Source organism: Grimontia sedimenti (genome assembly GCF_011045095.1).
In the GTDB taxonomy this organism is placed as follows: Bacteria; Pseudomonadota; Gammaproteobacteria; order Enterobacterales; family Vibrionaceae; genus Enterovibrio; species Enterovibrio sedimenti.
Map to the genome: position 1 here is coordinate 14,687 of NZ_JAALDL010000004.1, position 23,776 is coordinate 38,462.

22 protein-coding genes are annotated in these 23,776 nt (G+C 48.0%); 10 read left to right on the plus strand and 12 right to left on the minus strand.

The features are described from left to right. Nucleotides 1–38: 38 nt before the first annotated feature. From G5S52_RS07100 to mak, 11 genes are all read right to left on the minus strand, one after another. Entirely contained in the window at nucleotides 39–539 is a 501-nt protein-coding gene (locus G5S52_RS07100; RefSeq protein ID WP_165012436.1) for an NfeD family protein, read from the minus strand. Between the two features lie 3 nt (nucleotides 540–542). After that, nucleotides 543–1,487 carry an SPFH domain-containing protein gene (locus tag G5S52_RS07105; RefSeq protein ID WP_062663446.1) on the minus strand — a complete coding sequence of 315 codons (945 nt, stop codon included), beginning with the start codon at nucleotides 1,485–1,487 and terminating at the stop codon, nucleotides 543–545. A 108-nt stretch (nucleotides 1,488–1,595) separates the two neighbouring features. After that, nucleotides 1,596–2,549 (minus strand): hypothetical protein, encoded by a 954-nt coding sequence (locus G5S52_RS07110; RefSeq protein ID WP_165012437.1) that lies wholly within the window; start codon nucleotides 2,547–2,549, stop codon nucleotides 1,596–1,598. A 78-nt stretch (nucleotides 2,550–2,627) separates the two neighbouring features. Continuing rightward, nucleotides 2,628–4,391, minus strand: a complete 1,764-nt coding sequence (locus tag G5S52_RS07115; protein ID WP_165012438.1) for a chemotaxis protein CheA — start codon at nucleotides 4,389–4,391, stop codon at nucleotides 2,628–2,630. Further along, entirely contained in the window at nucleotides 4,388–5,944 is a 1,557-nt protein-coding gene (locus tag G5S52_RS07120; RefSeq protein WP_165012439.1) for a chemotaxis protein CheB, read from the minus strand. Before G5S52_RS07120 ends, G5S52_RS07115 begins: the two co-directional genes overlap by 4 nt. Then, nucleotides 5,937–6,848, minus strand: a complete 912-nt coding sequence (locus tag G5S52_RS07125) for a CheR family methyltransferase (protein WP_165012440.1) — start codon at nucleotides 6,846–6,848, stop codon at nucleotides 5,937–5,939. Before G5S52_RS07125 ends, G5S52_RS07120 begins: the two co-directional genes overlap by 8 nt. Before the next feature lie 15 nt (nucleotides 6,849–6,863). Then, the gene (locus G5S52_RS23875) at nucleotides 6,864–7,091 is read right to left on the minus strand and encodes a hypothetical protein (protein WP_235956134.1); all 228 of its coding nucleotides are present in this window, start codon (nucleotides 7,089–7,091) and stop codon (nucleotides 6,864–6,866) included. Then, a complete protein-coding gene (locus tag G5S52_RS07130; protein WP_235956135.1) occupies nucleotides 7,088–8,962 on the minus strand; it encodes a CHASE3 domain-containing protein in 1,875 nt (624 codons plus the stop codon). The genes G5S52_RS23875 and G5S52_RS07130 overlap by 4 nt, the downstream gene beginning before the upstream one ends. Before the next feature lie 15 nt (nucleotides 8,963–8,977). Beyond that, entirely contained in the window at nucleotides 8,978–9,559 is a 582-nt protein-coding gene (locus G5S52_RS07135; RefSeq protein ID WP_235956136.1) for a chemotaxis protein CheW, read from the minus strand. 256 nt (nucleotides 9,560–9,815) lie between these two features. Further along, a complete protein-coding gene (locus tag G5S52_RS07140; RefSeq protein WP_165012441.1) occupies nucleotides 9,816–10,370 on the minus strand; it encodes a response regulator transcription factor in 555 nt (184 codons plus the stop codon). A 142-nt stretch (nucleotides 10,371–10,512) separates the two neighbouring features. Next, nucleotides 10,513–11,412, minus strand: a complete 900-nt coding sequence (gene mak / locus G5S52_RS07145) for a fructokinase (protein WP_165012442.1) — start codon at nucleotides 11,410–11,412, stop codon at nucleotides 10,513–10,515. A 554-nt stretch (nucleotides 11,413–11,966) separates the two neighbouring features. On the opposite strand from mak, the gene cspE reads away from it, so the two are divergent. The 10 genes from cspE (at nucleotide 11,967) to G5S52_RS23885 (ending at nucleotide 23,357) form a co-directional block, all read left to right on the plus strand. Then, nucleotides 11,967–12,173 (plus strand): transcription antiterminator/RNA stability regulator CspE, encoded by a 207-nt coding sequence (cspE, locus tag G5S52_RS07150; protein ID WP_002536803.1) that lies wholly within the window; start codon nucleotides 11,967–11,969, stop codon nucleotides 12,171–12,173. A gap of 193 nt (nucleotides 12,174–12,366) precedes the next feature. Then, complete coding sequence (locus G5S52_RS07155; protein WP_165012443.1) at nucleotides 12,367–13,287, plus strand: AraC family transcriptional regulator; 921 nt, start codon at nucleotides 12,367–12,369, stop codon at nucleotides 13,285–13,287. After that, nucleotides 13,250–13,990 carry an AzlC family ABC transporter permease gene (locus tag G5S52_RS07160; RefSeq protein WP_235956137.1) on the plus strand — a complete coding sequence of 247 codons (741 nt, stop codon included), beginning with the start codon at nucleotides 13,250–13,252 and terminating at the stop codon, nucleotides 13,988–13,990. Before G5S52_RS07155 ends, G5S52_RS07160 begins: the two co-directional genes overlap by 38 nt. Then, nucleotides 13,987–14,292 (plus strand): AzlD domain-containing protein, encoded by a 306-nt coding sequence (locus G5S52_RS07165; RefSeq protein WP_165012444.1) that lies wholly within the window; start codon nucleotides 13,987–13,989, stop codon nucleotides 14,290–14,292. The genes G5S52_RS07160 and G5S52_RS07165 overlap by 4 nt, the downstream gene beginning before the upstream one ends. A 117-nt stretch (nucleotides 14,293–14,409) precedes the next feature. Then, nucleotides 14,410–15,411 carry a response regulator gene (locus G5S52_RS07170; protein ID WP_046306672.1) on the plus strand — a complete coding sequence of 334 codons (1,002 nt, stop codon included), beginning with the start codon at nucleotides 14,410–14,412 and terminating at the stop codon, nucleotides 15,409–15,411. 10 nt (nucleotides 15,412–15,421) lie between these two features. Next, entirely contained in the window at nucleotides 15,422–19,327 is a 3,906-nt protein-coding gene (locus G5S52_RS07175; protein ID WP_165012445.1) for a hybrid sensor histidine kinase/response regulator, read from the plus strand. 223 nt (nucleotides 19,328–19,550) lie between these two features. Continuing rightward, nucleotides 19,551–19,892 carry a hypothetical protein gene (locus tag G5S52_RS07180; RefSeq protein ID WP_165012446.1) on the plus strand — a complete coding sequence of 114 codons (342 nt, stop codon included), beginning with the start codon at nucleotides 19,551–19,553 and terminating at the stop codon, nucleotides 19,890–19,892. Between the two features lie 374 nt (nucleotides 19,893–20,266). Continuing rightward, on the plus strand, nucleotides 20,267–21,853 hold the full coding sequence (locus G5S52_RS07185) for an HlyD family efflux transporter periplasmic adaptor subunit (RefSeq protein WP_165012447.1): 1,587 nt from the start codon (nucleotides 20,267–20,269) through the stop codon (nucleotides 21,851–21,853). Beyond that, the gene (locus G5S52_RS23880) at nucleotides 21,850–22,485 is read left to right on the plus strand and encodes a hypothetical protein (RefSeq protein WP_235956138.1); all 636 of its coding nucleotides are present in this window, start codon (nucleotides 21,850–21,852) and stop codon (nucleotides 22,483–22,485) included. The genes G5S52_RS07185 and G5S52_RS23880 overlap by 4 nt, the downstream gene beginning before the upstream one ends. Beyond that, on the plus strand, nucleotides 22,485–23,357 hold the full coding sequence (locus G5S52_RS23885) for a glycosyltransferase (RefSeq protein WP_235956139.1): 873 nt from the start codon (nucleotides 22,485–22,487) through the stop codon (nucleotides 23,355–23,357). The genes G5S52_RS23880 and G5S52_RS23885 overlap by 1 nt, the downstream gene beginning before the upstream one ends. Here G5S52_RS23885 and G5S52_RS07195 read toward each other — a convergent pair. Beyond that, on the minus strand, nucleotides 23,348–23,671 hold the full coding sequence (locus G5S52_RS07195; RefSeq protein ID WP_165012448.1) for a DUF4156 domain-containing protein: 324 nt from the start codon (nucleotides 23,669–23,671) through the stop codon (nucleotides 23,348–23,350). The genes G5S52_RS23885 and G5S52_RS07195 overlap by 10 nt on opposite strands. Nucleotides 23,672–23,776 lie beyond the last annotated feature (105 nt).

Sequence of the window (23,776 nt, forward strand, 5' to 3'; positions counted from 1 at the left end):
TCAGCTTCCTTTTCATTTTTCGACAAATTAAAGCGATTTCAGGATTCGCTACTCTGAACGTCTACAGGCTCAACCATAAACTTGCCAACATCAACAGCTATCACTTTCACCGAACCACCGACAGGTACAACGTTGGTTCGGTGTTTTGGGCCAAGTACAAGTTTCCAGCTAACACCTGAGTATTTCACCGTGACGGGATGATCCGCATCTAACTGCTCTTCAAGATCAAACACCAGACCGATAAAGTCGCTGTGAATGTTGTACTCGCGGCGAGGGCCTTTTTGCGAACGTTTGAGCGGTCCCCATAAGATTGCTGTTAGCACACCTGCGCCAATACCTGAACCAGCGATGACTGCGGTTAGGGTCTCTGGGAAAACGCCTGCCCATACCAATCCACCCGTGACAATCGCAGACACACCGAGTGCCAGCAGGACAATGGTTGAAAGCCCCAATAGCCAGACTTCGATGATCAGAAGAATCAGACCGATAATAATGGTCGATTCCGCCAGATTGGTTTGCAGGTATGACATTAAATCCATCGCTTACTTCCCAGCATTCAGCTTATTGATAATGCTCATTGATTCCGCCACCAGAGATGCTGCGCTCGATTGGCTATCAGGCAACAAGACCACCGAAGATTCTTTCGCAATCGCTTTTTTCGCTTCAATCGCTTTGTCAGCAAGGTCAAGCTGAATCGCTTTTTGGCCTTCTTCTGTTGCTGCTGTGCGGCCTACCACTTCCAGTGCTTCCGCCTGCGCTTGTGCAACTGCAAGAATCGCCTGAGCTTCACCTTCTGCTTTCAGGATTTGCTCGGACTTTTCTGCTTCCGCTGCCAATACCCGCGCTTGCTTCTGACCTTCAGCGACGTTGATATCTGCCTGACGTGCACCTTCTGATTCCAAAATCGCAGCACGTTTCTCACGCTCTGCTTTCATTTGACGCTCCATCGCATCCAATACTGAGCGAGGCGGATCGATATCTTTAATCTCGTAACGCAGCACCTGCACACCCCAAGGCTGCGCCGCCTCGTTGATAGCAGATACGATAGCCGTGTTCAGGCTTTCGCGCTCTTCGAAGGTTTTGTCCAGCTCCATACGGCCGATCTCAGAACGCATAGAGGTTTGCGCCAGTTGAGTCACGGAGAAGATGTAATCATCAACGCCATAACACGCTTTCACAGGGTCCAGCACCTTAATGTACAGCACGCCGTCCACAACCAGCGAGATGTTGTCACGGGTAATTGCCGACTGTGAAGGTACATCGAACGCTTGCTCTTTTAAGGTTCTCACATAAGCCACGCGGTCAATAAACGGCACCAGCACATTCAGGCCCGCTTCCATGGTTTTGTTGTATTTACCGAAACGCTCGATCACATAAGCCGTATTCTGAGGAACAAATTTGACTGCTGAACGCAGTGCAATAACCACCAAAACCGCAAGAATGACCCAGGTATTGATGAGTGAAGGTAAGATTTCCAGAAAATCCATTGTTACACCCCAACTGATTGAAATTTCACCCATCATATCGAATGGGGTACCTCCACTGTGCATCAATATATGGAAATTGAGACGGGGGGAGAAAATTAATGCACCAAATCAGAACATGTCTTTGACTTCTTCAATGTCCACTTTGTAACCACGACCTTGAAGTTCATGATTGAGCTTATGGATATCCTCCAGCACTTTGAGGTATTTCGCTTTCTTATCCTCTTTACCCCAGAAGCTCTGCTCGGATTCCGCGACGACCAGTTCATTCCTCAGCTGGCTCAGCACATCTAACACATTAAGGTTCACTGCTGCCAAGGCAGAGAAATCCGAACTCTCAAGCTTGTGCAGGAAGCGCTTATAGAACGCAAGAACATCCTCTGATTCGTGGATTAGGTTTTCCGTCAATACAGCCCCAATCCCTCTCGCCGTTCCTTTCAGTGAGTGATATTCAGTGAAGAACTTATCCAACAGCTCTTCTGGAGAATCTTCGCTTTTGTCGCTTCCCAGTTTTTCAATCGCCAGTATCATCAACTCGAGAGCGATCTCTTTTTCTTCTGAGAACAGATCCAGATATTCGGAAGTGTTGCCCTCAGACGCTTGCGAGAAATCCGGCTCATAGTTAATCGCGGGCGCACCGTCACTGCCAGATTCCTCAGCCAAATCCAAAATGGCATTTTCGGAGAAAAGCGCAAAGTCGTTATTATTTTCAGAACGGTAGGCATGATATTGCTTAATCACTGACAGCAAAACAGGTGGGTCGATAAGCTCCCTTTCTACAAGCAGTTGACCCAAGGTTCCCCGGCGTTTTTCGACTTCTTTATTGATGATGTCGATAAACTCACTTTTCCAGATATTAAGCTGCAGGCAAGCGGTTCTAAAATCCAAGTTTTCATCATTTTGAAGCGTAACAATCGCAAGAAGCTGCTCAGGAGAAATCAGGCCTTTCTCATAGAGAATCTCTACGCTGTGTGGTGTTTTTCGCACCTGCTCAACCATGGCGTCGGCAAGATCGGAGGCTGAAATCAATCCCGCTTCCAGCAAAAAGCTTCCGAGAACTTTCATCTGTCACCCCAATCTAGAAATCGTATCTGTCTTAAGTATAAGAACAAAATCAGCAACCCGGATGAAGGGCGCTGATTATCAGTAGCGCGCAAAACGCAGCACTTTCTTCAGGTTGATAACCAGTGCCAAATCACCATTCCCTAACACGGTGGCACCGGAGAAAATCTTCTCCTGATTCATACTTTTATCTAATGGTTTGATCACGATATCCAAAAACGCGCGCACATCATCAACAACCAACCCCCAGTGCTGCCCCCTATCCTTAAAGGTCACCACACTGACTGACTTCCCTTGTTCATACAAAGACTGAAAGCTTTCCTCATTCGCCAACGCCCCAAGATAATCCTTCGCTTCAATCAACGGCGTGACGGTGCCTTTCCTCAGCATGGTGGCAGCACCGTTATCAAACCGGATGGAAATTTCATCGTCATCACGGCTGACACCAACAATCCCAGAGATTTCAGAAGACGGGATGGCGTAATTCAAACCACCGATTTGAAGCAAAGCCACTTTCAGCGTTGCCATTGTTAGTGGGAACATCAGTGAAACTTCAGTACCGATACCAAACTCGGAGTAGATATCAACAGTGCCCTTTATCTCCTCCACTTTGCGTTTCACTGCGTCCATTCCCACGCCGCGACCCGATACAGAACTCACTTGCTCTGATGTGGAAAGCCCAGAGTGGAAAATCAGTTCCATGGTTTCTTTGTCTGACATCCGGGCCGCTTGCTCTTGTGAAATCACCCCCGTGCTGATGGCCTTATTCAGCACTCTCTGGGTATCGATACCTTTGCCATCATCCTGAATGTTAATGACGACCTTGCCCGATTCGTTGTAGGCGTGAATGAGCAGTCGGCCAATCATTGGTTTCCCTGCGTCAATGCGTTCATCAGGCACTTCAAAACCGTGGTCAACCGCATTTCTCACCAGGTGGGTCATCGGCTCATTAATGGCATCCAATACATTGCTATCGAGCTCGATGTTCTCACCGATGATCTCAACGTCGACTTTCTTCCCCAGCTCATTGGAGAGATCACGCACCATTCTCCGATATTTACTCAATAAATTGCCGATGGGGCGCATCCGGGTTTTCAGCAGATCCCCCAGCATGTTGTCAGAGATGGTCATCAACTTGTTAGAAAGCTCTGTCAAGCGCTGGTTGTCTTCCTGATCGGCCAAATCGACCATCATATTGCGTATCTGAACCAGTTCTTCGGTATGACTCATCAGCTTTTCGAGCAGCTGGGATTTCACACGTGTAGTCTGCTCGAAATTCGACTGGAGAGGGGAGTTCGTTGGCGCCTTGGTTTTTGACAGAAACTTACGTCCTGACACTGTCTTCGATGTATTTTCCTGGCCTTCCGGTTCAACCAAAGAACAGAGATAAGCCAACTCATCCGCCACATCACCTTCAAACGCAAAGGTATCTTCACAGAAACGGATATCGAACGTTTCCTTATTCAGAAAACAGGTCGCCATCTCGGCCAGTAAGGCTTCTTTGATCTCGCTGTATTCCTCATTCGGCTTACCGTCGATAAACGAGCGGAAGTCCTCAGCCACCGAATGAATGGCACGAGCTAACAGCTCGCTGAGCGTCTCATCCAGCTCGCTGTTTTCTGCTGCCAGATAATCTGTCAGCGATTGAATATTCAGCAGCAAATCATCGACACCGCGATAAGGCGTCATGTCATTGGCTTGGTAACCCTCATGGAAAGTCATGAACTGTTCGATTTCTTCATTCACTTTGGCAAGTGACGCTGTGTCATCTATCAGTGCTTCAATATGCTGAGCTTTCTCTGCCAGTGCTTTTAAATGGGTCGTTTGCGATGCTTTTCTTCTCATCCTTCATCCCCATTCATTGCCGCCGTTTTGGATAGGTTTTCTGAACCCGGCGTTTGAAATGATTTCACCGCCGCTTCAATCGCACCTGCGATGCCAATCAAAGGAACGGTTCGGCATACTGCTCCCAGCTCTTTCGCCGCTCTTGGCATGCCATAAACGGCGCAGCTCTCTTTATCCTGCGCGATGGTGAATGCGCCATCACGTTTTAGGCTCAGCAGTCCCTTGGCGCCGTCCCTTCCCATCCCAGTCATCAAGGCAGCCACTTTCTTGAGTTTTTTGATCCTGAGCGCAGACTGAAACAGGTAATCCACTGACGGTCGAAAGCCATTGACTAACGGCTCGTCGGTAATCCTCACTACCACTCGCTCATCCGGTAGCTGCATAAGCCTGAGATGCTTTCCTCCCGGAGCCACATACACATGAGAACTTTCAAGCAGGACGCCATCTTCTGCTTCACGCACACGGAGCCGGGACGATTTATTGAGCTTCTCCGCCAACGAGTGGGAATAGTCGGACGGAATGTGCTGAACAATACAAACGGGCGGAAAGGGACTTGGGAGATTCTTTACCACGCAATCCAGAGCATCTATTCCCCCGGTTGACGCGCCAAGGAGCACCACAGTATCGACAGGAACTGGGGGTTGGCGTGGTTCGAGCATGTCTGCCCACTTCCCCATTTCATACAGCCAGGCTTTTGTCGCAAGCGCAGAGGTCAAAACCTGATTAAAGGTGGTCGGTGTCGCCACAAATTGGTACCTGCCCACCGCCTGATTGATTCTGCGGAATTCAGCGCCTGTGAGAGCTCTTACGTTTGGAGAAATCACAATGGTGGGAACACTCTCCCCGCTCTTTACTCCACCTAACCTTTGAATTCCTGAAAGCTGATGGGTATCGATCACAATCGCATCCGGCGCCAATTTTGAGGCTTCCTCAAACAAGGTTTCGACATCAGGAAAACCCTCGATGCTCAGGTCATCTCTGTCTTCCAGCACTTCAGCATTAGCATCTTGGTTTAGCGCAGTCAGCGTCGTAAATACCCTGTGCAACTTGGTTTTCCTTGAGTGAAAATTTCTGCTCGGAAGGTATTGGTCAGCGACAAAGCGAAAATCTACTTCACCGGAGAAGGGGTTGAAACGGACTTGTCTTCCTTCTGAGCTTCCAATTGACACCCCGAGCACAGGCACGCCATAGCGTGCCAACAGTTCGAGTGCGACTGAGATGTTTCTGACGCCAATTTGCTGTGACTGTAAGAAGTCACCACCGTTGAGTTGGGCACCGCCAAGCACCCAAGCCGTTAGATTTTCGAGCCGCGAAGAGGTGTGCTTGAACCGACGTAGTAAGTTGGGAATGGCAAAACAACCAAAGTCATTGGCATCGCTGTTTTGCGAAAAGTTATCCGGCGCACTCGGCAATCGGTAGTGACACATACCGCCACTTCGGTTTTCCTTGTCCCAAACGCAAACCGTGACGCAAGTGCCTACCAACGTCTGCATCCAGGCATTTTTGCGAAAGAAGAAACACAGCTCACCAGAGCTGACTTGGGTATCAGCCATCGCCACACCCTTTCGTTGCCACCTTCCTATAAACAGAGGTGCCTACCTGCTCTATCCCAAGCTCCATATTGTTCAATGTTTCTGTCAAACCAACAAAAATCAGCCCCCCTGGCTGTAGCTGACTCAACAAAGAACGGACGACTTTTTCCCCCGTCGCAGAAGGAAAGTAAAACAGGACATTGCGGAGGAAAATGTAATGAAACTGAATGCCAAACTTGTCAGAGAAATGAATCAGGTTATGTTGGCGGAATTTGATTTGACGCCGGAGCACATCAGCCATCTCAAATGTGTCGTCATTCGGATTGTCAGAGAAGGTAACGTATTGGTGCCTGAACTGAATGGGGATCTCGCTCGCCCTTTCTTTTTCGTAACGGCCGCTCTCACACATCGCGAGCCTTTGAGTATCAATGTCAGTCGCTAGGACTTTGCCTTCAAAACCGGGGAGTTCCTGTTGGAGTTCATCGCATGTCATGGCAATGGAATAAGGCTCCTCCCCGCTGGCGCAGGCCGCTGACCAGATAAACACGGAGTCTGAGTGATGACGGGCGACTATATCCTTTTTCAACACCTCAAAGTGGTAGGCCTCCCGAAAGAATTCGGTTTTGTTGGTGGTGATGGCGTTGGTGAATTCCGTTAATTCCCGTCCACTCATGTCGGCTTTCAGGTAGTCGGCATATTGTTTGAATGAGTGGATTTTGAGTGCGAAGAGACGTTTGTTAAGACGGCTTTCCAACATGGTGCGTTTGTCGGGAGAGATTCGGATCCCCGCGTGGTGGTATATCAAATCTGCAAAGTGCCGGAATTCGCTTGAGGACAGCTTCGCCCGGGAAACATCAAAGCGGCTGACATTTTCAGTCACGTTATCAAGCGCTTTGACGTTAAGAGGGTCGACTTTCTGCACCATAGGCCACCGCGTTACTTACAATCGGTTCCAGGCGCTGTCGTTATCCCCTTCCATGGATACATCATCACTGATGACCTTAGCTGGGCGAACACTGCTGGGGCGGCTGTAATCCGGCTCAAGGTTTTCCTGCCAGTTCTTAGGTGTTTGTTGCTGGCTCTCTTCCTTGGTTTCCACGTCGTGCCCACACAGGAAGTTGCTCAGGTGCGAGACCAGATTGTTGAGGTCTGCAGCTTGTCTGGTCAAGTCAGAACTTGAGTTCGAAGCCTGGTCAGCAATGGACGCTGCATGTTGTGTGGCTTTGTTAATCGACTCAACCGCATTACTGATTTCCTGAATGCCTCTGGCTTGCTCGTTGGACGCTTCAAAAATATTGGTCGCGCCTTCCACCATCGATTGGGCCTGTTGGCGCGTTTCAGAAACAATCGCGCCACCATTTCCACTCGGCTGGTATTTTCTTTGGCGATCGTTTCGGCTTCATTGATGCTTTGTTTCACGATGGCAGAAATATCTGTCGCGGCTTTCCCACTCATTTGAGCCAGATTTCCCACTTCCTGAGCGACGACAGCAAATCCTCTGCCATGCTCACCCGCCCTTTCAGCTTCGACCGAGGCATTGAACGAGAGTAATTTGGTCTGGAAGACGATTTCATCAATGATTTCTGTCTTCGCCCCAATCTCAGCGATAATCTTCACCAACTCTGAAATCTTGTGGTTGGATTCGGAAATCTGACACATGGCCTCGTCGAGATCTGTCATCCTTTCCCCAACCTCTTGTGACAGATCCCGTGAATGTTCGGCCGATTGAACATTGTTCTGCACCATGCTGGAAATTTCCTCAGCACTGGCTGATGTTTCCTCTACTGAGCTGGCCTGTCTGTTGGTGATTTGAGAAAGGTTCTGGGAGACATCTTCAATGTTTCCAGCAATCATCGCGACGTTCGATGCCCCAGTATTCATGCGTTTTACTACGTCATTGAAAGATTCACTTAATTCTTCCAGTTCCTTAGAACTGAACACTGTCAGGCCTTTGAAGATGTCTCTAAACGGACGCATGATCGCCGCACTCAAAAAGTAAGCAACGATAATGGAGGCAATCACTGCACATACCATACCTGCGATGATAGTGATGTAAGTATTGGTGACACTTTCATGCGCAGCTTGCGTTCGCGCAGCCATGAGGGTTTCTTCCCGCTCAATGAAAGTGTCCATTAAGCTTCTGAACTTGTCGAAATACTGCTTCCCACGCTCCTGTGCCACCAAATCAGAAATGTCGTCCATGGTTTTGGCATCGCCAATCTCGCGTCTTAATGCGATATAGCTTTCAGCCACATTACTTCGCCAGTCAGCAACCACTTCTTCGATGTTTTCCAGCACGGAAAGCTGAATCGGGTTGTCCCTCACTTCCAATTTGAGGCTCATCAACAAGCGGTTTAGCTGGCTATTTCCATGTACGTAGGGTTCAAGAAAAGCCTCTTGTCCTGAGAGCAAAAATCCTCGCATCCCCGTTTCCATATCCAGCGCCGCCACCTTAATCAGCAGAGCACTGGCAACGACGTCACCATCAAGCTGGGAAGAAGAGAAATTTTGATTTGATATCACTCGCTGTTGGGCAATGAAGCTATCGATCAGTTCTCTCAGTCTGTCGATATAAGCTTTCCCTTTCGCCTCACCCACGGTCATGCTCATGTCGTTCATCGTTTTAGCACTACCAATGGAGCGTCTCAGTAATATCGCATCTTCAGTCACATTACGTTGCCAGTCAGCAATAATAGCTTCCATATCTTCCAGCAAAGAAACCTGTTGGGGGTTATCGTTGACCTTCTCTTTGAGCTCTTTGGCGATATTTTCGAATTCCCTTTGTCCCTCATTGTAGGGCTCAAGAAACTGCTCTTCCCCTGCCAATAAATAGCCCCGCATACCCGTTTCCATGTTGATGGCGGCGGCAATCAGGTTTTGCGCTTTATTGATAACCTCATGGGTATGCTCCACCCACTTTTCTGTGGCGCTAAGATTTTTAATGCTTTTGAGGCTCAAGAGCCCAAGCGTGATAAGGAACAGAAGCACTACTGCATTGCCCAAAACAATCTTTGCCCTTAAGGAAAGCTTTTCCAGCATGACTTGTGTCCTCTGCTAAATATCAAAATCCACACTGCCTGACGTTGGCGGCGCAGATACTTGCTTGCTAATCAGATCCAGTTCTTCCGGCTCGAGTACGTTGAGAATATCGAGCAACAACACCAGGCTGTTATCATCCGCCTTTGCCACACCATGGATATATTCGCGCTTGATGCTGCTGGATATCTCAAGCTTGGTTTCAATCTGTTCATCCGTGAAACCCACAACCTCATTCACATCATCCACTATGGTTCCTACAGTCAGGGAATTAACATCACTGATGATGATGGCGGTTTTCTTGGGCTCATAGGCTTTCTCTTCAAGCCCGAGCTTTAGCCTGAGGTCAATAACAGAAATGATTTTCCCGCGAAGATTGATAAGACCTTTGAAGAAGCAAGGCATATGAGGAATGGGCGTGACTTTCACCATGCCAATCACTTCTTTCACAGAAGAAAGCGGGATTCCGTATTGCTCTTCATCCAGCGAGAAGATGAGGTTTTTCTGTTTTAACCTCGTTCCGCTGTGATGATCGGCTTCTTTGGATCCAGTACTCAGGTCGAACCCTTTGTCCGGATAACACTCAGCTACACTGTCCATGACTTGCCCTTCAAGCATCAGGCTTAAAACAAAAACAACGGGTTGGGAACACCCGATGACGACGACACCCTCATGTTTTATTTTTGAGAAAATGTTGAGGTATTGATTTAACAGTAGGCCAGCACGTCTCAATGTCAAAGCTATCAATAGGCACTAAACGCACGCATACAGCATCAATAACAGCATGAAAGAGAGGGGAAAAGCGTGGAGGAAGGGCGGTTATCTGCTGAAGCGAACAGATAACCAGTTAACGGCTTCAAACAATACCGATATTAATGAAGGAGTCTGTTTTGTTCAGTTCTTCAAACAAACCACGCATTTTTCTTTTTGTGATGGGCTTACGCATATAGCCAGTGGCGCCGTAATACTCGACCACCTGAATAGGATCCAGTCTGAGCTTCTCACAGCCAATCAGAATGGAACTGATTTTGCCTTCCACGACCTCGTCATCAATGACGCGGTGGGCAATTTTATCGAGCAACGCCAGCTTTTCCTCTGTATCGGCGTCCACCTTTATCTTCTCTGCCTGTGAGATAGAAACCAGACTCTCGCTGGAGATGACGACGATATTTTTGATGTTGCAGTTCGCTCTCAAGTACACCAGCGCAGATAGGCCATCCATGTTTGGCATCCGCAAGTCTGTTAAGACCAAATCGACGGAGGGATTGCGTTCAACCATAGAGATAAGCTCCCTGCCATCTTTCGCCTGCCCCAGAATTTCAAAAGGCCCAAAGTCTTTTTCTATTGCATCCAAAGACTCAATGATACCCTCGCGCATGTCTGCCATATCGTCCGCAAAAATGATCTTCATACGTCCCCTTAAAATGCCATCAAATACTGAAGTATTAGAAATGAGAATTACCTTGTAACTATAGAGACATTCGCTGAGGTTGGCGTAAGAGAGAAAATTGAGGAAGAGAGCATTGCGGAGGACGCCATGCCACTATGAATCTTTACCAGAGCCAGGCTGCGCCACGTACGCCGCTGGAGTCGCCGTATTTGGCTTTCACGATGGGTGTATCACACTCGCCACCCATCACCCACTTTTTCATAAGCTTTGGCACATTGGTGTACAAGCGTTCAACGTTAGACATACCACCACCCAGCACAATCACATCCGGGTCCAACACATTCACCACAGAAGCCAGTGCCCGGGCTAGACGATCTTCATAACGCTGAATACAGGCTTCTGCCGCTTCATCACCTTCCGCAACACGTGCCATGATCTCTGGTCCACGCAGGGTTTCGTCATGCATTAACTCGAAATCTTTCCAAAACCCGGTGCCGGAGATAAACACTTCCAGGCAACTTGGGCGTCCACAATAGCAGTGAATATGCTCCGCATGATGTCTGTCTTGGTCGTTCTGCCAAGGCAATGGGTTATGTCCCCACTCCCCTGCCACACCGTTACCACCAGCATGGACTTTGCCATCAATCGAAATACCGCCCCCACAACCTGTACCGATGATCACGCCAAACACCATGTGTTTACCAGCACCTGAGCCATCAACGGCTTCAGAGACCGCCAGACAGTTTGCGTCGTTCGCGATACGAACTTCCCGGCCAAGGAGAGCACCCAAATCTTTATCGAGTGGCTGGCCGTTGAGCCAGACTGAATTGGCATTCTTTACTCTCCCGGTCACCGGAGAAAGTGTGCCTGGGATCCCCATACCGACGGAGCACTGTTCACCAACCGCAGCTTCTGCCCGATCGACCAGCCCTTTTATGGCGTCCAACGTTCCCTGATAGTCATGCTGTGGCGTAGGAACACGCTCTACAAAAACCTGTTCACCGCTATTGTTTAAAACAACGGCTTCGATTTTTGTGCCGCCCAGATCAATCCCAATTTTCACTTAAAGTCCTCCCGAACTTTCGATTCTTTATTGATGATTTTATTTTTTTCCATTTACTCAAACAGTGACGGGTTCGAAACATCAGAACTGGCTGTCTCAATAGGGTAGGTCGTTTTTGACTGGATATTTGACAACTCTGTGACAATTTCGCCTTAAAGAGACGCCTAACATTATGATTCTTAGAACAAATACACTTTTCCTTTCGAAAATCGAGAGATGTCTCACTTTCTTTTCCACGAAATCAGACTATTTTTAACTTGTCTTTATTTTCGCCAACTTTCAGTGCGTTTTGCGAAGAAAGAGCGGACCTAAAGCACAAGGTGACGCAGAAGAGTCATAAATTAGCTATACAATTGGCACCTCTGTGGTACTATCGTTCGGCCTGGTTAATAGAGCTCTTTATGCTGCAATTGAAAACTTCGTTACACCCTACCTTCGCAAAAGTAAGTTGTCCTGAAGATATTCGCTACATTTGCCACCATAAGTGATTCATTAATAAAAGGTCTTAATGCGTTCGCGCAATGTTACAAATGGAAATATATTCAGGAGACAACATGTCTAAATCTACCGGTACCGTGAAGTGGTTTAACGAAGAAAAAGGTTTTGGTTTCATTCAGCAAGAAAATGGCCCAGACGTTTTCGTTCACTTCCGCGCTATCACTGGCGAAGGTTTCAAAACTCTGGCTGAAGGCCAAAAAGTAGTATTCGAAATCGAACAAGGCCAAAAAGGCCCACAAGCTGCAAACGTAGAAAAAGCATAATTTTTCTTCTCGCAGAGAATTTGAAAGGACGCCCTCGCGGCGTCCTTTTTCTTTATCTGAATACCAAACATTCCTCTTTTTTCATTTCGCCCGCTGCCGCTATCGCAATTTTGTACAAATTTTTAACGGCTGCTTTCGGTATACTCCTAAGATTCTGGTGATCGATCCTTCTTTAGGTGAAGCAAGGAGTGCAATGGAACGCGCGAAATTCGAATCGTCCCCTCTTTTAGGCGGCTTGGAGGTGTTGGAAGCTACCTACGAGAAACAAGCTTTTTCCCGCCATACGCATGAGGGTTATACCGTCGGTGTCATTCGCAAGGGCGCGCAGCGTTTTTGGCGAACCGGTGGTTATCACGTCGCGCCAGCCAGTAGCATTATTCTTGTTAATGCGGACCAAGTTCATGATGGTCACTCTGCGACCGAAGGTGGCTGGACGTACGAAGCCATGTACCCGACAGAGGCGCAATTCGAGTCGGTTTCCAAAGATCTTGGTTTGGCATCCAAAGTGCCGTATTTTCCTTTCGCCGTTGAAGAAGACCCCAAGTTATCAAACCAACTTTTAATGCTCTTCTCCCTTTTGCGAAGCAATGAAGACCCACTGCTCACTGAAACCTTCACCCATCATGTGTTGCTTTCATTGACATGCCGGTTTAACAAGCGCCCACAGTTGCCAGAAGACATCGTCAAGATCGGTCCCAAACTGGATTTGGTGCGCGAATATCTGCATCAAAACGCCACAGAAGCCGTCAGTCTGGAAGCATTGAGTGAGCTTTCTGGCGTCAGCCCTTATCACTTGGTCAGACAATTCAAAGCTCGATATGGATTACCGCCTCACGCCTACCAGATCCAGCAACGTGTCCGCCGGGCGCAACACATGATGAAAAACGGTTTCAGTCTTGCCGACTGCGCCATTTCATGCGGCTTCCACGATCAAAGCCATTTCCACCGTCATTTTCGCCGCGCAATTGGCGTCACGCCCAAGCAATACCAGAAAGCAATTTTGTGCAATTCTTCGATTCGGGTGGCTGATAAAACTGAAAGCATTCTCCCGCATTCGGATAAATCGAAGGATTCGCATGAACAAGGACAATCCCGCATTAACCATGAAGAATAGAGTTTGGCTCAGTGCCTGCGCTGACATGTTTCCGCTCAGCGTGGCGGTGATCCCATGGGGTGTGCTGTGTGGCTCACTGGGCGTCCAAATGGGATTAACTCCCTTGCAGGCACAAGCCATGTCATTGTTTGTTTTTGCCGGTGCTGCGCAGCTTTCTGGAGTTACCATGATGGGCGCGGGGATGCCAGGGAGTACGTTGTTTGGTACCACCTTTGTCATCAGTGCCCGCCACCTGCTCTACTCGGTGAATTTCCGTCAGTACATCCGTCAGTTACCCTTTAGATGGCGGGTTGCTCTCGGCTTTCTGTTGACCGACGAGATGTATGCACTGTGTGCGGCTCAAATAGAGAAGACAGGTCAATTTGATAAACACTACGCCTTGTTCAGTGGCGCCTTTTTCTATTTATGCTGGAATCTTGCCACCTTGTTGGGTGTGCTCGGTGGAACCCAGTTTGAGAACATCGAAGAACTAGGGTTGGAGTTTGCCATTGCCGCGACTTTCCTCGCTTTGGTGATCCCAACCATCAAAGATATTCCTGTCTTGGTTTGTGTGTTGGTCTCGTTTGCAGCCATGACGATATTTACACTGGCAGGTTTTGGCAATTCACTCATCGCTGCTGCCCTAACAGGCATGATGGCAGGGTTTGTTTGTGAAAGCGTTATGCCCACTCGCACCAAAAAAGATGGGGAGAAAAGCAAATGAATACCTGGCTTCTGATCATTGGCATGGCCTGTATTACCTTTTCAGTTCGTTACTTCTTTCTCGCTCAGAGCATTCCCTTCCGGGTCACACCAGTGATGCAACGAATTTTGAAATATTCAGCACCGGCCGTTCTCACCGCATTAGTCGTGCCCATTGTTCTTTTCCCTCAGGGAAACATCGACATATCACTCGACAATCCTTTCCTGTTGGCGGGAGTATTCGTATGTGCACTCAGCCTGATGCGTCTCGGCACTCTGAAAACGGTCGTAATTTCAATGATTTTCTTCTGGTTAATCCGCTAACGAGATCTGTATCAGAATTAATAATCTCATTTTTAAAACCGACCTCTCTTTCATTGAAAAATCAGCCCTCTAGACTATTCCTTAATAAGGGAGAGTATATGTTTGACGGGGTTGTAAATGCTGGAAAAGTGCTTAGTTGTTGATGACCATGAAATGATCCGGGAGACCATCGCGATTATGGCGAAGTCTCTCGGCTTTAATGATTGCATCATGGCTATTGATGGCGCTGATGCAATCTCCAAGCTCTACCATGAACGTCCATCGTTCATCATCACGGATTTACAGATGGAACCTATTGATGGCCTTGAAATGCTGCGGCTGATCCGTAGTGGGCGCTATGGACTGCCTCATGATATTCCTATCATCATTCTGACCGCCAATGCATCCGAGAGTGTGATTGCCCAGTGTATCGCTTTCGATGTTGACGCTTTTCTGGTTAAACCCGTCAACAGACAATCGCTTCAGGAACGCATCAACCAGCTTTCATTACAAGCCAAACCCAAGAAAACTGTTGAGCATTACTTTTCGATGTATGAGCAAGACCCCGCAAAATCCACGGCATTCCAGATGAATGGCACCGTCGCTTTTACCGATGAGATACTCAAAGAGGTCGATGAGGTTATTCATGAGCACAAGGCTCCAATCTCGCCAGAGTTTTTGTCACAGGAGCCGATTATCCCACCCGCGGCGGAGGGGCAGCCTGAACCAGATAACCGCAAGAAATTCATCAAATGGCAAGACCGATTTACCGTCGGTCATCACGAGTTGGATGAAAGTAATAAGGAACTGCTCGCCATTATTAACGATACCTACGACCTTGTGGTGAATCACCATGAAGGTAACGAGTACGAAGACATTGCTAGGCGCTTTCAACATTACATCAAACACCACATCGAGCAAGAAGAAGCCCTGCTCATAGAGGCTGACTACCCGAGGCTGAAAATGCACAAAGACATGCATGCACGCCTCATCAAACAGGCTGAGTTTGTGGTGCTTAAATGCCAGGCAGATCCTAGTTTCTACAAAACCGATTTTTTCCGACTTCTGCGCTTTTGGTGGGTAAAACACGTCGTTCAAGAAGACACCAAATACAAGTCCATCTTTGAAATGCAGACTTGATGAGGATTAAATGGCTAACAACCTCCGCCTGGCCAGTCAGGAATCACGCTATACGCTAGCTCAGCTTTTCCTGAGCGGGGGTATCGTTATCATCATCCTGTTACTGACTTTTGTGTGGTTTTACCGCTCGATCTATCAAGATACACAGGAAAAACTTTCCTACTTCCTGAGCACTGAAATCAGTAACCTCAGCGCCTCTGTGGATGACTGGTACCATCACCGCGAACGCGAGCTGGAAATCATTGCTACTGACAAACAGTTGCTCCAAGCACTGGATATAGGCGGAGTATTCAGTGAAGACGCACTCACCAATGCGGGGGAAGTCCAGAAAATCCTTGAGCTATACCGGGATTCTTTCTCTCTTGATGAAGTCACCTTGTTTTCACCCAGTGGAGAAATCCTTCTCGAGCTGGCTTATGAGTTTTCCGACACCGCGAAGAACGCTTACCCTGACATTGCCCGTATGGTCAGGCACCGTGATTTGTTTGTAACGCCGCCTCACATATCCAACGACATAAAATCCAACACTGAAGTTTTTATGGCCGTTGCTTTTTCTAATGGCACTAAAGACAGAGCGCCAGTTATCCTATTCGCATCAAGGGAAAGCACTGACTTTGACAAACTGTTCTTCAGCAAGGAAATCATTCCGTCCCGTATTGCTTTTGCCGTTAACAATATTGGCGAGGTGATAGCGCCAGCAAAAAATTTGTCTTTGTTACCAACATCGATAGAGACGGCTAACAGACAGCGGAAGACACCGTCTGACTTGCTTTACCGTTCGGACAAAGTTATCCGGGTCAATGCAGAAGGTTATCAAGGTCAGCTACCTAACCCGTCGATCGGCGCCTGGATGTGGCACGACAAGCTACCGATAGGGTTGGTGATAGAGTTTGATGCCAGTAACGCACTCAGCGCGGTGTCCTATACCCGTAATTACCTTTCCGTCGCTTTTCTGGTGGTCACAGCGGCATTTGTCCTTTTTCTTATTAAGCACGCCAACTCTTTGCTGGGGATTGGGTTTACCAAGCGATATCTGGAGTCCATCTTAAAAAATTATGCTGATGGTGTGATCGTGTTTGATAGCCGCAGCAACGTGATGACCGTCAACCATCGCGCATCTACGCTGGTTGACTTGCCTAACGTCCCGGAAAGCGGTGCTCCTTTAAACACCCTCTATACAGATATCAATGCGCAGCTGTTGGCCGCTATTAAACAGGTATATCAAAACGCACTGGAAAACGAAGAGGCCAGCAAAATATTCCAGGGGGGAAGCGAAGATGCGTTGTTTCTCCAACTTATCGGAAATAAACAGCGCATCGGCGATCAGGACTACGTCGTGATGAACGTGCGGGACATTACCCAACGTACGCGTATGGAAGCAAAGCTCAGCCGCAGTAACGCACTCTATTCCGTGTTCAATTCCGTTCAGGATATGTACATGACCACGGGTAACTCCGAGCGCTCATTTAAAAAAGCGCTCGTGGTATTAGCGACCTTTACCGACAGCAAACTCGCGGCAATGTTGTCGGTCAAACAGGGCAAGCAAGAGGTGCTTTTCAAGCACCAGACCACCAATCTCCATAATGAATTCACAGGGCTGCCAATCCAACTGCTGCCTTATGCCGAATCCTCCATTCAGCTCAAGCGAACAGAATTTTCATCTCTTCATAAAGAGGTAGTGAGTGAGAACAACGAGTTCTTTGAACACTATGCGTTACTGCCACTGGTAACCATGGGTGAAGAGGTCGGCGTTATCGTACTGGCAGGCCGTGAAGAGCCCTACACGGAAGAACTCATCAACTGGATTGCGCCTGTTGTAAAAAGCATCTGCAGCATGTTGTATTCCAACCGCCAGACCCAGCTTAACAAAGAAGTGAATGAAGCACTGGTCAAAGCCAAAGACGATGCAGAGCAAGCCAATGAAGCCAAATCAAACTTCCTTGCCATGATGAGCCATGAGATCCGCACACCGATAAACGGCATCATCGGGATGTCTGAAGTGCTTTCTCACACCCAACTTTCCTATGAACAACGGCATTACAACGAAACGATTACGGTCTCGGCAAACGCATTGCTGGATATCATCAATGACGTACTGGACCTTTCTAAGATTGAAGCGGGTAAAATGTCTTTGCGGGAGGAAACCTTCTGCGTCCACGAGCTGATTGGGAACGTTACGAATATCGTTGCGCCAAGGGTGAAAGACAATGTGAGTTTTACCACTTACACGGACCCTACACTCCCTCAGTTTATCACGTCTGATTTTTCGAAACTCAGGCAGATTTTGGTTAATTTGGCGGGTAATGCAGCAAAGTTCACCGACAGTGGCTACGTGGATGTATCCATTACTCAAATCCGTCGCCATGGTAAGGCTTGCGACATTGAGCTCAAGGTAACAGACACCGGCATCGGTATTGAGCAAAGCCAGCTCGATAAAGTTTTTGAAAACTTCTCCCAGATAGATAGCTCCAGCAAACGTCGTTATCAGGGAACGGGACTTGGGCTACCCATTTGCCGTAAATTTGCGGATCTTCTCGGCGGTGATATTCAGGCCAAGAGTGACATTGGGCAAGGCTCTACTTTCTGCGCACGTTTTACTGTCAACATTCCTGACGAACCCCGTGAACAGCTCTCTTCAGACGCAATCTCATTGAAAGGTGTGAACACGCTACTGATTTCCCGAAGTGTCAGCCAAATCACCAATCTCCAGAAATACTTCAACATACTGGGGTTGGCCGTCACCGTCGCCAGGGATGAAAATGCCGCATCTGCAGCATTACAATCAGGCGGTTTCAGCGTCACCTTGCTTGACCACACCGTCTCCCTTGAAAAACTGAAAACGATTCTGACGTCACAGAGCCACTCTCATACCGTTATCTATCTGGCAGACATACGCGGTGTACTGACGAAGAATACAGAAGCTATCTCAGCAGCTCTCACTTCGCCGTTTAACATCGAAACCATTCATCACACCCTGACAACGGTTATCTCTCTGGATGCCCAAGGTCTGACGCGTGAACAAATATTCCGCAAGATGACTCAACAGGAGAAAACTGAGCGCAATGCCGGCACCAGTCTCTATGTACAAGGGTTGTCTGTGCTCATCGCGGAAGATCATCCAGTCAATCAGGAACTTATTAATACCGTTCTGACCAAGCTTGGCTGTAAAACCACGCTTGCTGATAACGGCTCCATTGCTTTTGAACGCTTTATGTCCAACCGCTATGACATGATTTTTATGGATTGCCAAATGCCGGTGATGGACGGCTTCGAAGCCACGAGAAAAATTCGCCAATTGGAGTCTGAAAACCAGTTACCGGAAGTGCCAATTATCGCTATGACGGCTAACGCCATGAGTGGCGATCGCGAGAAGTGTCTTGATGCAGGCATGACCGAGTACATTGCCAAGCCCTTTAAACAACACGACTTAATTGTGCTGATGAACAGCTTCCTCCCTGAACCTGAACCCGATTCGGAAAACATCGCCGTTGCTGCCATCGCAGAACCTTCTCAGCCATCACAATCACCAGCTTCAACCGCTACGGAGCGGCAACCACAACAAACAGAAGTCGAAAACGAAACACTCGATCCTTTCGATTTCTCGACACTCAAAGAGAGTACGGGGGATGACCCAGAGCTCATTGGCATGTTGGTGGATCGCTACCTTTCCACACAGCAAAGCGATATGAATGCGTTAACCGAAGCTTGGGACAGCGATCGCTTTGTCGATGTGAAGAAAATCGCTCACAAGATGAAAGGGGCAGCCTTGATGGTGGGTGCTGTCGATTTTTCTTCCGATTGTAAAGCACTGGAGCAATACAATTTTGACGGCAACCCACGACCCGACGAGTTGTATGAAAAAATCCAGAGAGGGTCTGTGTTGCTCTGTGAGCGGATGTCTGCCAGTAAGCCTTAGCGGCGGTTGATCTCTTGTTGCTGTCGTAGTAGAACATTTGCGATTGTGCAAGTGTAAAATGGTCGCTATTTGCATTCTTTTTATTAAGATTGCAAACCGAGCTCCACTATCTTAAGCGGCTACTGGTCAACATGGCTGGTTTTATTAAACTATTCAACAAATAAGAAAAACCGCCTAAAAGGCGGAAACCTATAATTATTATATATTTTAAAGAGATTACGCTATGCCGACAGTCATTCCTTTCCCTGTAGAGGGGGGTTCGCGCTGTGAACCTCAAAACAGCCCCATGACCGAGATGATTCGCGAGGAATTGAATCAACTCAGTTCTAATGAATACATGGTCAATTGCATCATGGAGCGCATGAAGCCTTTCATCGCCACGCTTGATTGTGACCTGAGTCTGGACATGGAAATCACGGAAGAAAATGAAGCTGGCGTCATGCAGATGATCCCGTCTATTCAGGATCTGCAAAGCCGCTTTGATGGCATCATTTCAGAGATTATCTCTGAGCGAATCCTGCACGAAATTCATCTATTCCATCTCGAGCGCGCCACCCAAGTTTAAACTGGTGGCTACCTACATAGACCAGAAGCGGCTATTCAGTCGCTTTCTTGTTGTGCCAGATTTATCTACAACGCCTGTCCAACTATTCCTCATATTGCGAAAATTAGGATTTTCGATTCTCAATTTGCAACACTGCTTTTTGACGCACTAAGAACACAAACTGCAGATTTTTCTGCCATATCAGCAAAAAGCGTCCTCTTTTCGATGTGCCTCTACGCCGTTAAATATCGCATCTTCCTCCCAAAAACAGATATTACTTATATACTTATCAGTAAGTCTTCTTTTTAAGTCAATTATAACAATCTCACCATATCGTCTTGTTGGCGCGACATTTGCAATCTCACGGTTATGGCATAGCCCAACCAGGAGGCAACATGGGAGTAGCGGCTATTAACACAGGGTCGATTCATACGTTTCAGTCCCGATCCGGTGCGCGAAAGTTTCCACGCATCGAGTTTCCGGCACAAATCGAAATCGATGGTGTTCTATACCCCACTAAGGAATGGAGTGTGGGTGGTTTCTCTATTGCCGACGAAAAATATCCTGGGAAAAAAGGTGACAAACACCACGGACACCTTTGCTTCGAGCTACCAGTAGGGCGATTTTCCACGCCTGTTCAATTCGAAGTCATGCGTGCCAGCGAAAGCGGTTATGCCATGGGTTGCCAGTTCTACTCGCTTAACTCCGGTCACCAGAAAACGCTGCAGTCTATCGTAGATACCTACCTCACTGGTGAAACGATTTCACTGGAAAGTGTCACCTCTTACGGCGTTAAAGCACAGCTGCACGAAGAAGAAGTGAAGCGCATGCAGCAAAACTGGTGGCGTTTCGCACTCGTTGCCTTAATTTCAGTCGCGATCATTACCGTTGCCGCCTTGATGGTACAGTCCCGTATTCTCAACATCACCTCACAGCATGCTGCTGTGAGCCAACCTGTGCTCTCCCAACGAAGCTATAACAACGGTGTATTAAACCTCTCAGATTTCAAACCAGGCCAACAAGTCAAAGAAGGTGACCTGTTGTTCTCCGTTTTTACCGAGGAAGGCACGGACTTGCTCGCCAAAGACAAACAAGAGCTGGACAAGGTCAACAGTAAGATTAACTACTTACAAACCGTGCTTCGTCAGAGTAAGGAGTCGGTGGCTCGTTACAACTCCCAACTTTTCAAAGAGCTTCAGCTTCTCTCTGAGAAAAAGGATTTATTGACAGAAGAGCTCCAAACCCGTGAGAAAATCTTAAGGCTGTATGATACTGGCTTCCGAAAAGGCAGTGTTGATTCCGTCACGCGCGAGTTGGAGCGTGTTGAAACTTTCGAAATCAAAAGGGATCTTCTTTCACTCGACGCTGAAATCGAAGCTATCGAAAGCCAATTAGATCAAATTTTGCTTGGTGTTCCACCCAAAGAAGCGCAAATCAGTGGTAAATCCCCGTTTGAAGCGCAAAGTCAGCTCGACATATTGATCGCTGAAAAAGACAAGCTTCTTGAGGAAATCGAACGACTGAAAACCCGCGGGTTGGCCTATGCCCCCTGCGACTGTTACATCGTTGCCATTAACGCCCGTGACGGCCAAATCGTACAAACGGGTACCTCTGTCTTTGAGCTGTCGCCATCACCCAGCCCAGACCGAGGTCAACGCTCGATTCTGGCATTGATGCCACTCGAAAAAGCAGAACTGCTCAAAATCGGTATGGAAGTGGAGTACAAGCTTGCCAGTAACGACACAAAGCAAATCGGCACAATAGAGCATGTGCAGTTCTACAGCGCCGCCAATGCGGATATCTATAACGAAGAAGGCGAATCATTGAGCGGCCTGCCAAAAACGTTACCAAGGCTTAATCAATATACGCTGATCAAAGTTGTGCCACAGCAAGGTGCCGAGACGACCATAGTGAATGAGCCCGCCACTGTGATTGCAACAGTGAGTTGGAAAGATGTCTTCAAACACTGGTTCAACCTATGAATATCGATCGCCTTTTCATCAAGAACTTCCACCGCCAGGATCCTCGGCATATCACTATCCTTTGGTGGCTGTTCTTTGCGACCCTGCTTCTGGGGCTTTGGGGGTTGTATATCATCCTGCCTGATGTCCCCGTTCAGGAAGAGGTAGTTTACACGCTTGGCTTTATCGGATTGTGGCGCTATGGCTGGAAATCCATTCACCTACTCCGTGGGCTCTATTACCAATATGTTCGTTATCCGGTGATTTCCAGCTTGGCGGAGATGACACATAAACCGAGCGAGATATTGGTGGTGATCCCCTGCTACCGTACAACGCCGGAGATCAGCGCCCCCGTATTCAAAGCCTTGATTGATGAGATTGGAAACTTTGGCGTTGCATGCCGCGCGGTTGCTTGTGTCACCGACGAAGCCGATATCGGTATCATTGAATCCCAATTCGACAAACTCAAACAACGGGTTCCTGTCACTCTGTTCATTATCGATCAGGACGGCACTGGCAAGCGTAACACCATGGCAGATGCACTGACTCTGCTGGCGGAAGACCGCCCCGTTTCCAAAGACAGCGTGTTGATCCTGATGGATGGGGATACTGTGGTCCCTGAAGGTATGTTGGCAAAAGTCTCAGGTTTTTGATGCGCTATCACGATCTTGGCGCGGTGACGACGCATAATAAACCCATCGTGAAAGGCAGTTCCCTCACCCGACAATGGTATCGTCAGCGCATGGCACAACGCCATTTCTATATGAGCTCACTCAGCCTGACCTATCGTGTTTTGGTACTAACAGGCCGCTTTTCAGCATTTCGCGCCTCCATGGCGCTGTCTCCCGACTTTATCGAAAGCTTGCGCTATGACCACGTTAAACACTGGCGTTACGGCAAAATCCGTATGTTAACCGGGGACGATAAAAGCACCTGGTTTTATGTGCTCAAGGAGCGCTGGAAAATGCTCTACATTCCAGACATGGCGGTAACTTGCCTGGAAGATGCTCCTTCAGGCAGTTTCTTGGGCACCAGTATCTCACTGATGACCCGTTGGTACGGCAATATGCTCCGCAGTAATATCCGTGCTATCCAACTCGGTCCACGCAAAGCTGGCCTGTTTTTGTGGCTCTGTCTGTTAGACCAACGGATCAGCATGTGGACGACCCTGATTGGCCCATCACTGGCGATATTTGTTGCAGCACTCATTGGGCCCAAGGTTGTCATTGCCTATCTGTTCTGGGTGGCTGCTACGCGAAGTTTAAATGTGATGCTGATTTCGGTGCAGTCAGGGCAATTTCACCCCATCTTTGTGGTGTTACTATGGTATGAGCAAATGGTAGGTTCTCTGGTGAAGGTGTACCTGTTCTTTCACCCAAACGTACAACGCTGGACACGACAAGGCATTGCCGGGAAAGTGGAAGACCACTCGATGTCTCAAGAGATCAAAAAGTGGCTTCCACATTTGGAAACCACCGCAGCATTTAGCGCACTACTGATTTTCGTGATGCTGCTTTACGGATGACAGCGATACGCTTTAGCCAGAAAAGTGACCGATGTAGAGAAAGGTTTTGGCGCATACAGTAGAACAGTATCCGCTTCCAGCAGCATCGCTTTGTTACGCAATTCATTGACCGCGCCCTGAGTCAGTACCCCATCTTCAATCAACCAATAGTCATACCAATGCCCCTGAGAACCGACAACGACGCCTTTGTCTTCACAATGCAGCATTTCTAATGCATCGCCCCACAAGACGGTAATTTTTTCGCTACCCGGATCCGGTGTGGCCACACACCCCGTCAACAGCATCGCCCCTAATAATGTTGCCCACTTATTCATTTTATCTTCATAGAGTTGGGTTGTTTGGGTATATGAGTATATCGGCAATCTGAGCGCTTAACGAGCCACTTCCTCCTCTTCAATGTCGCTTCATATGCATCAAAA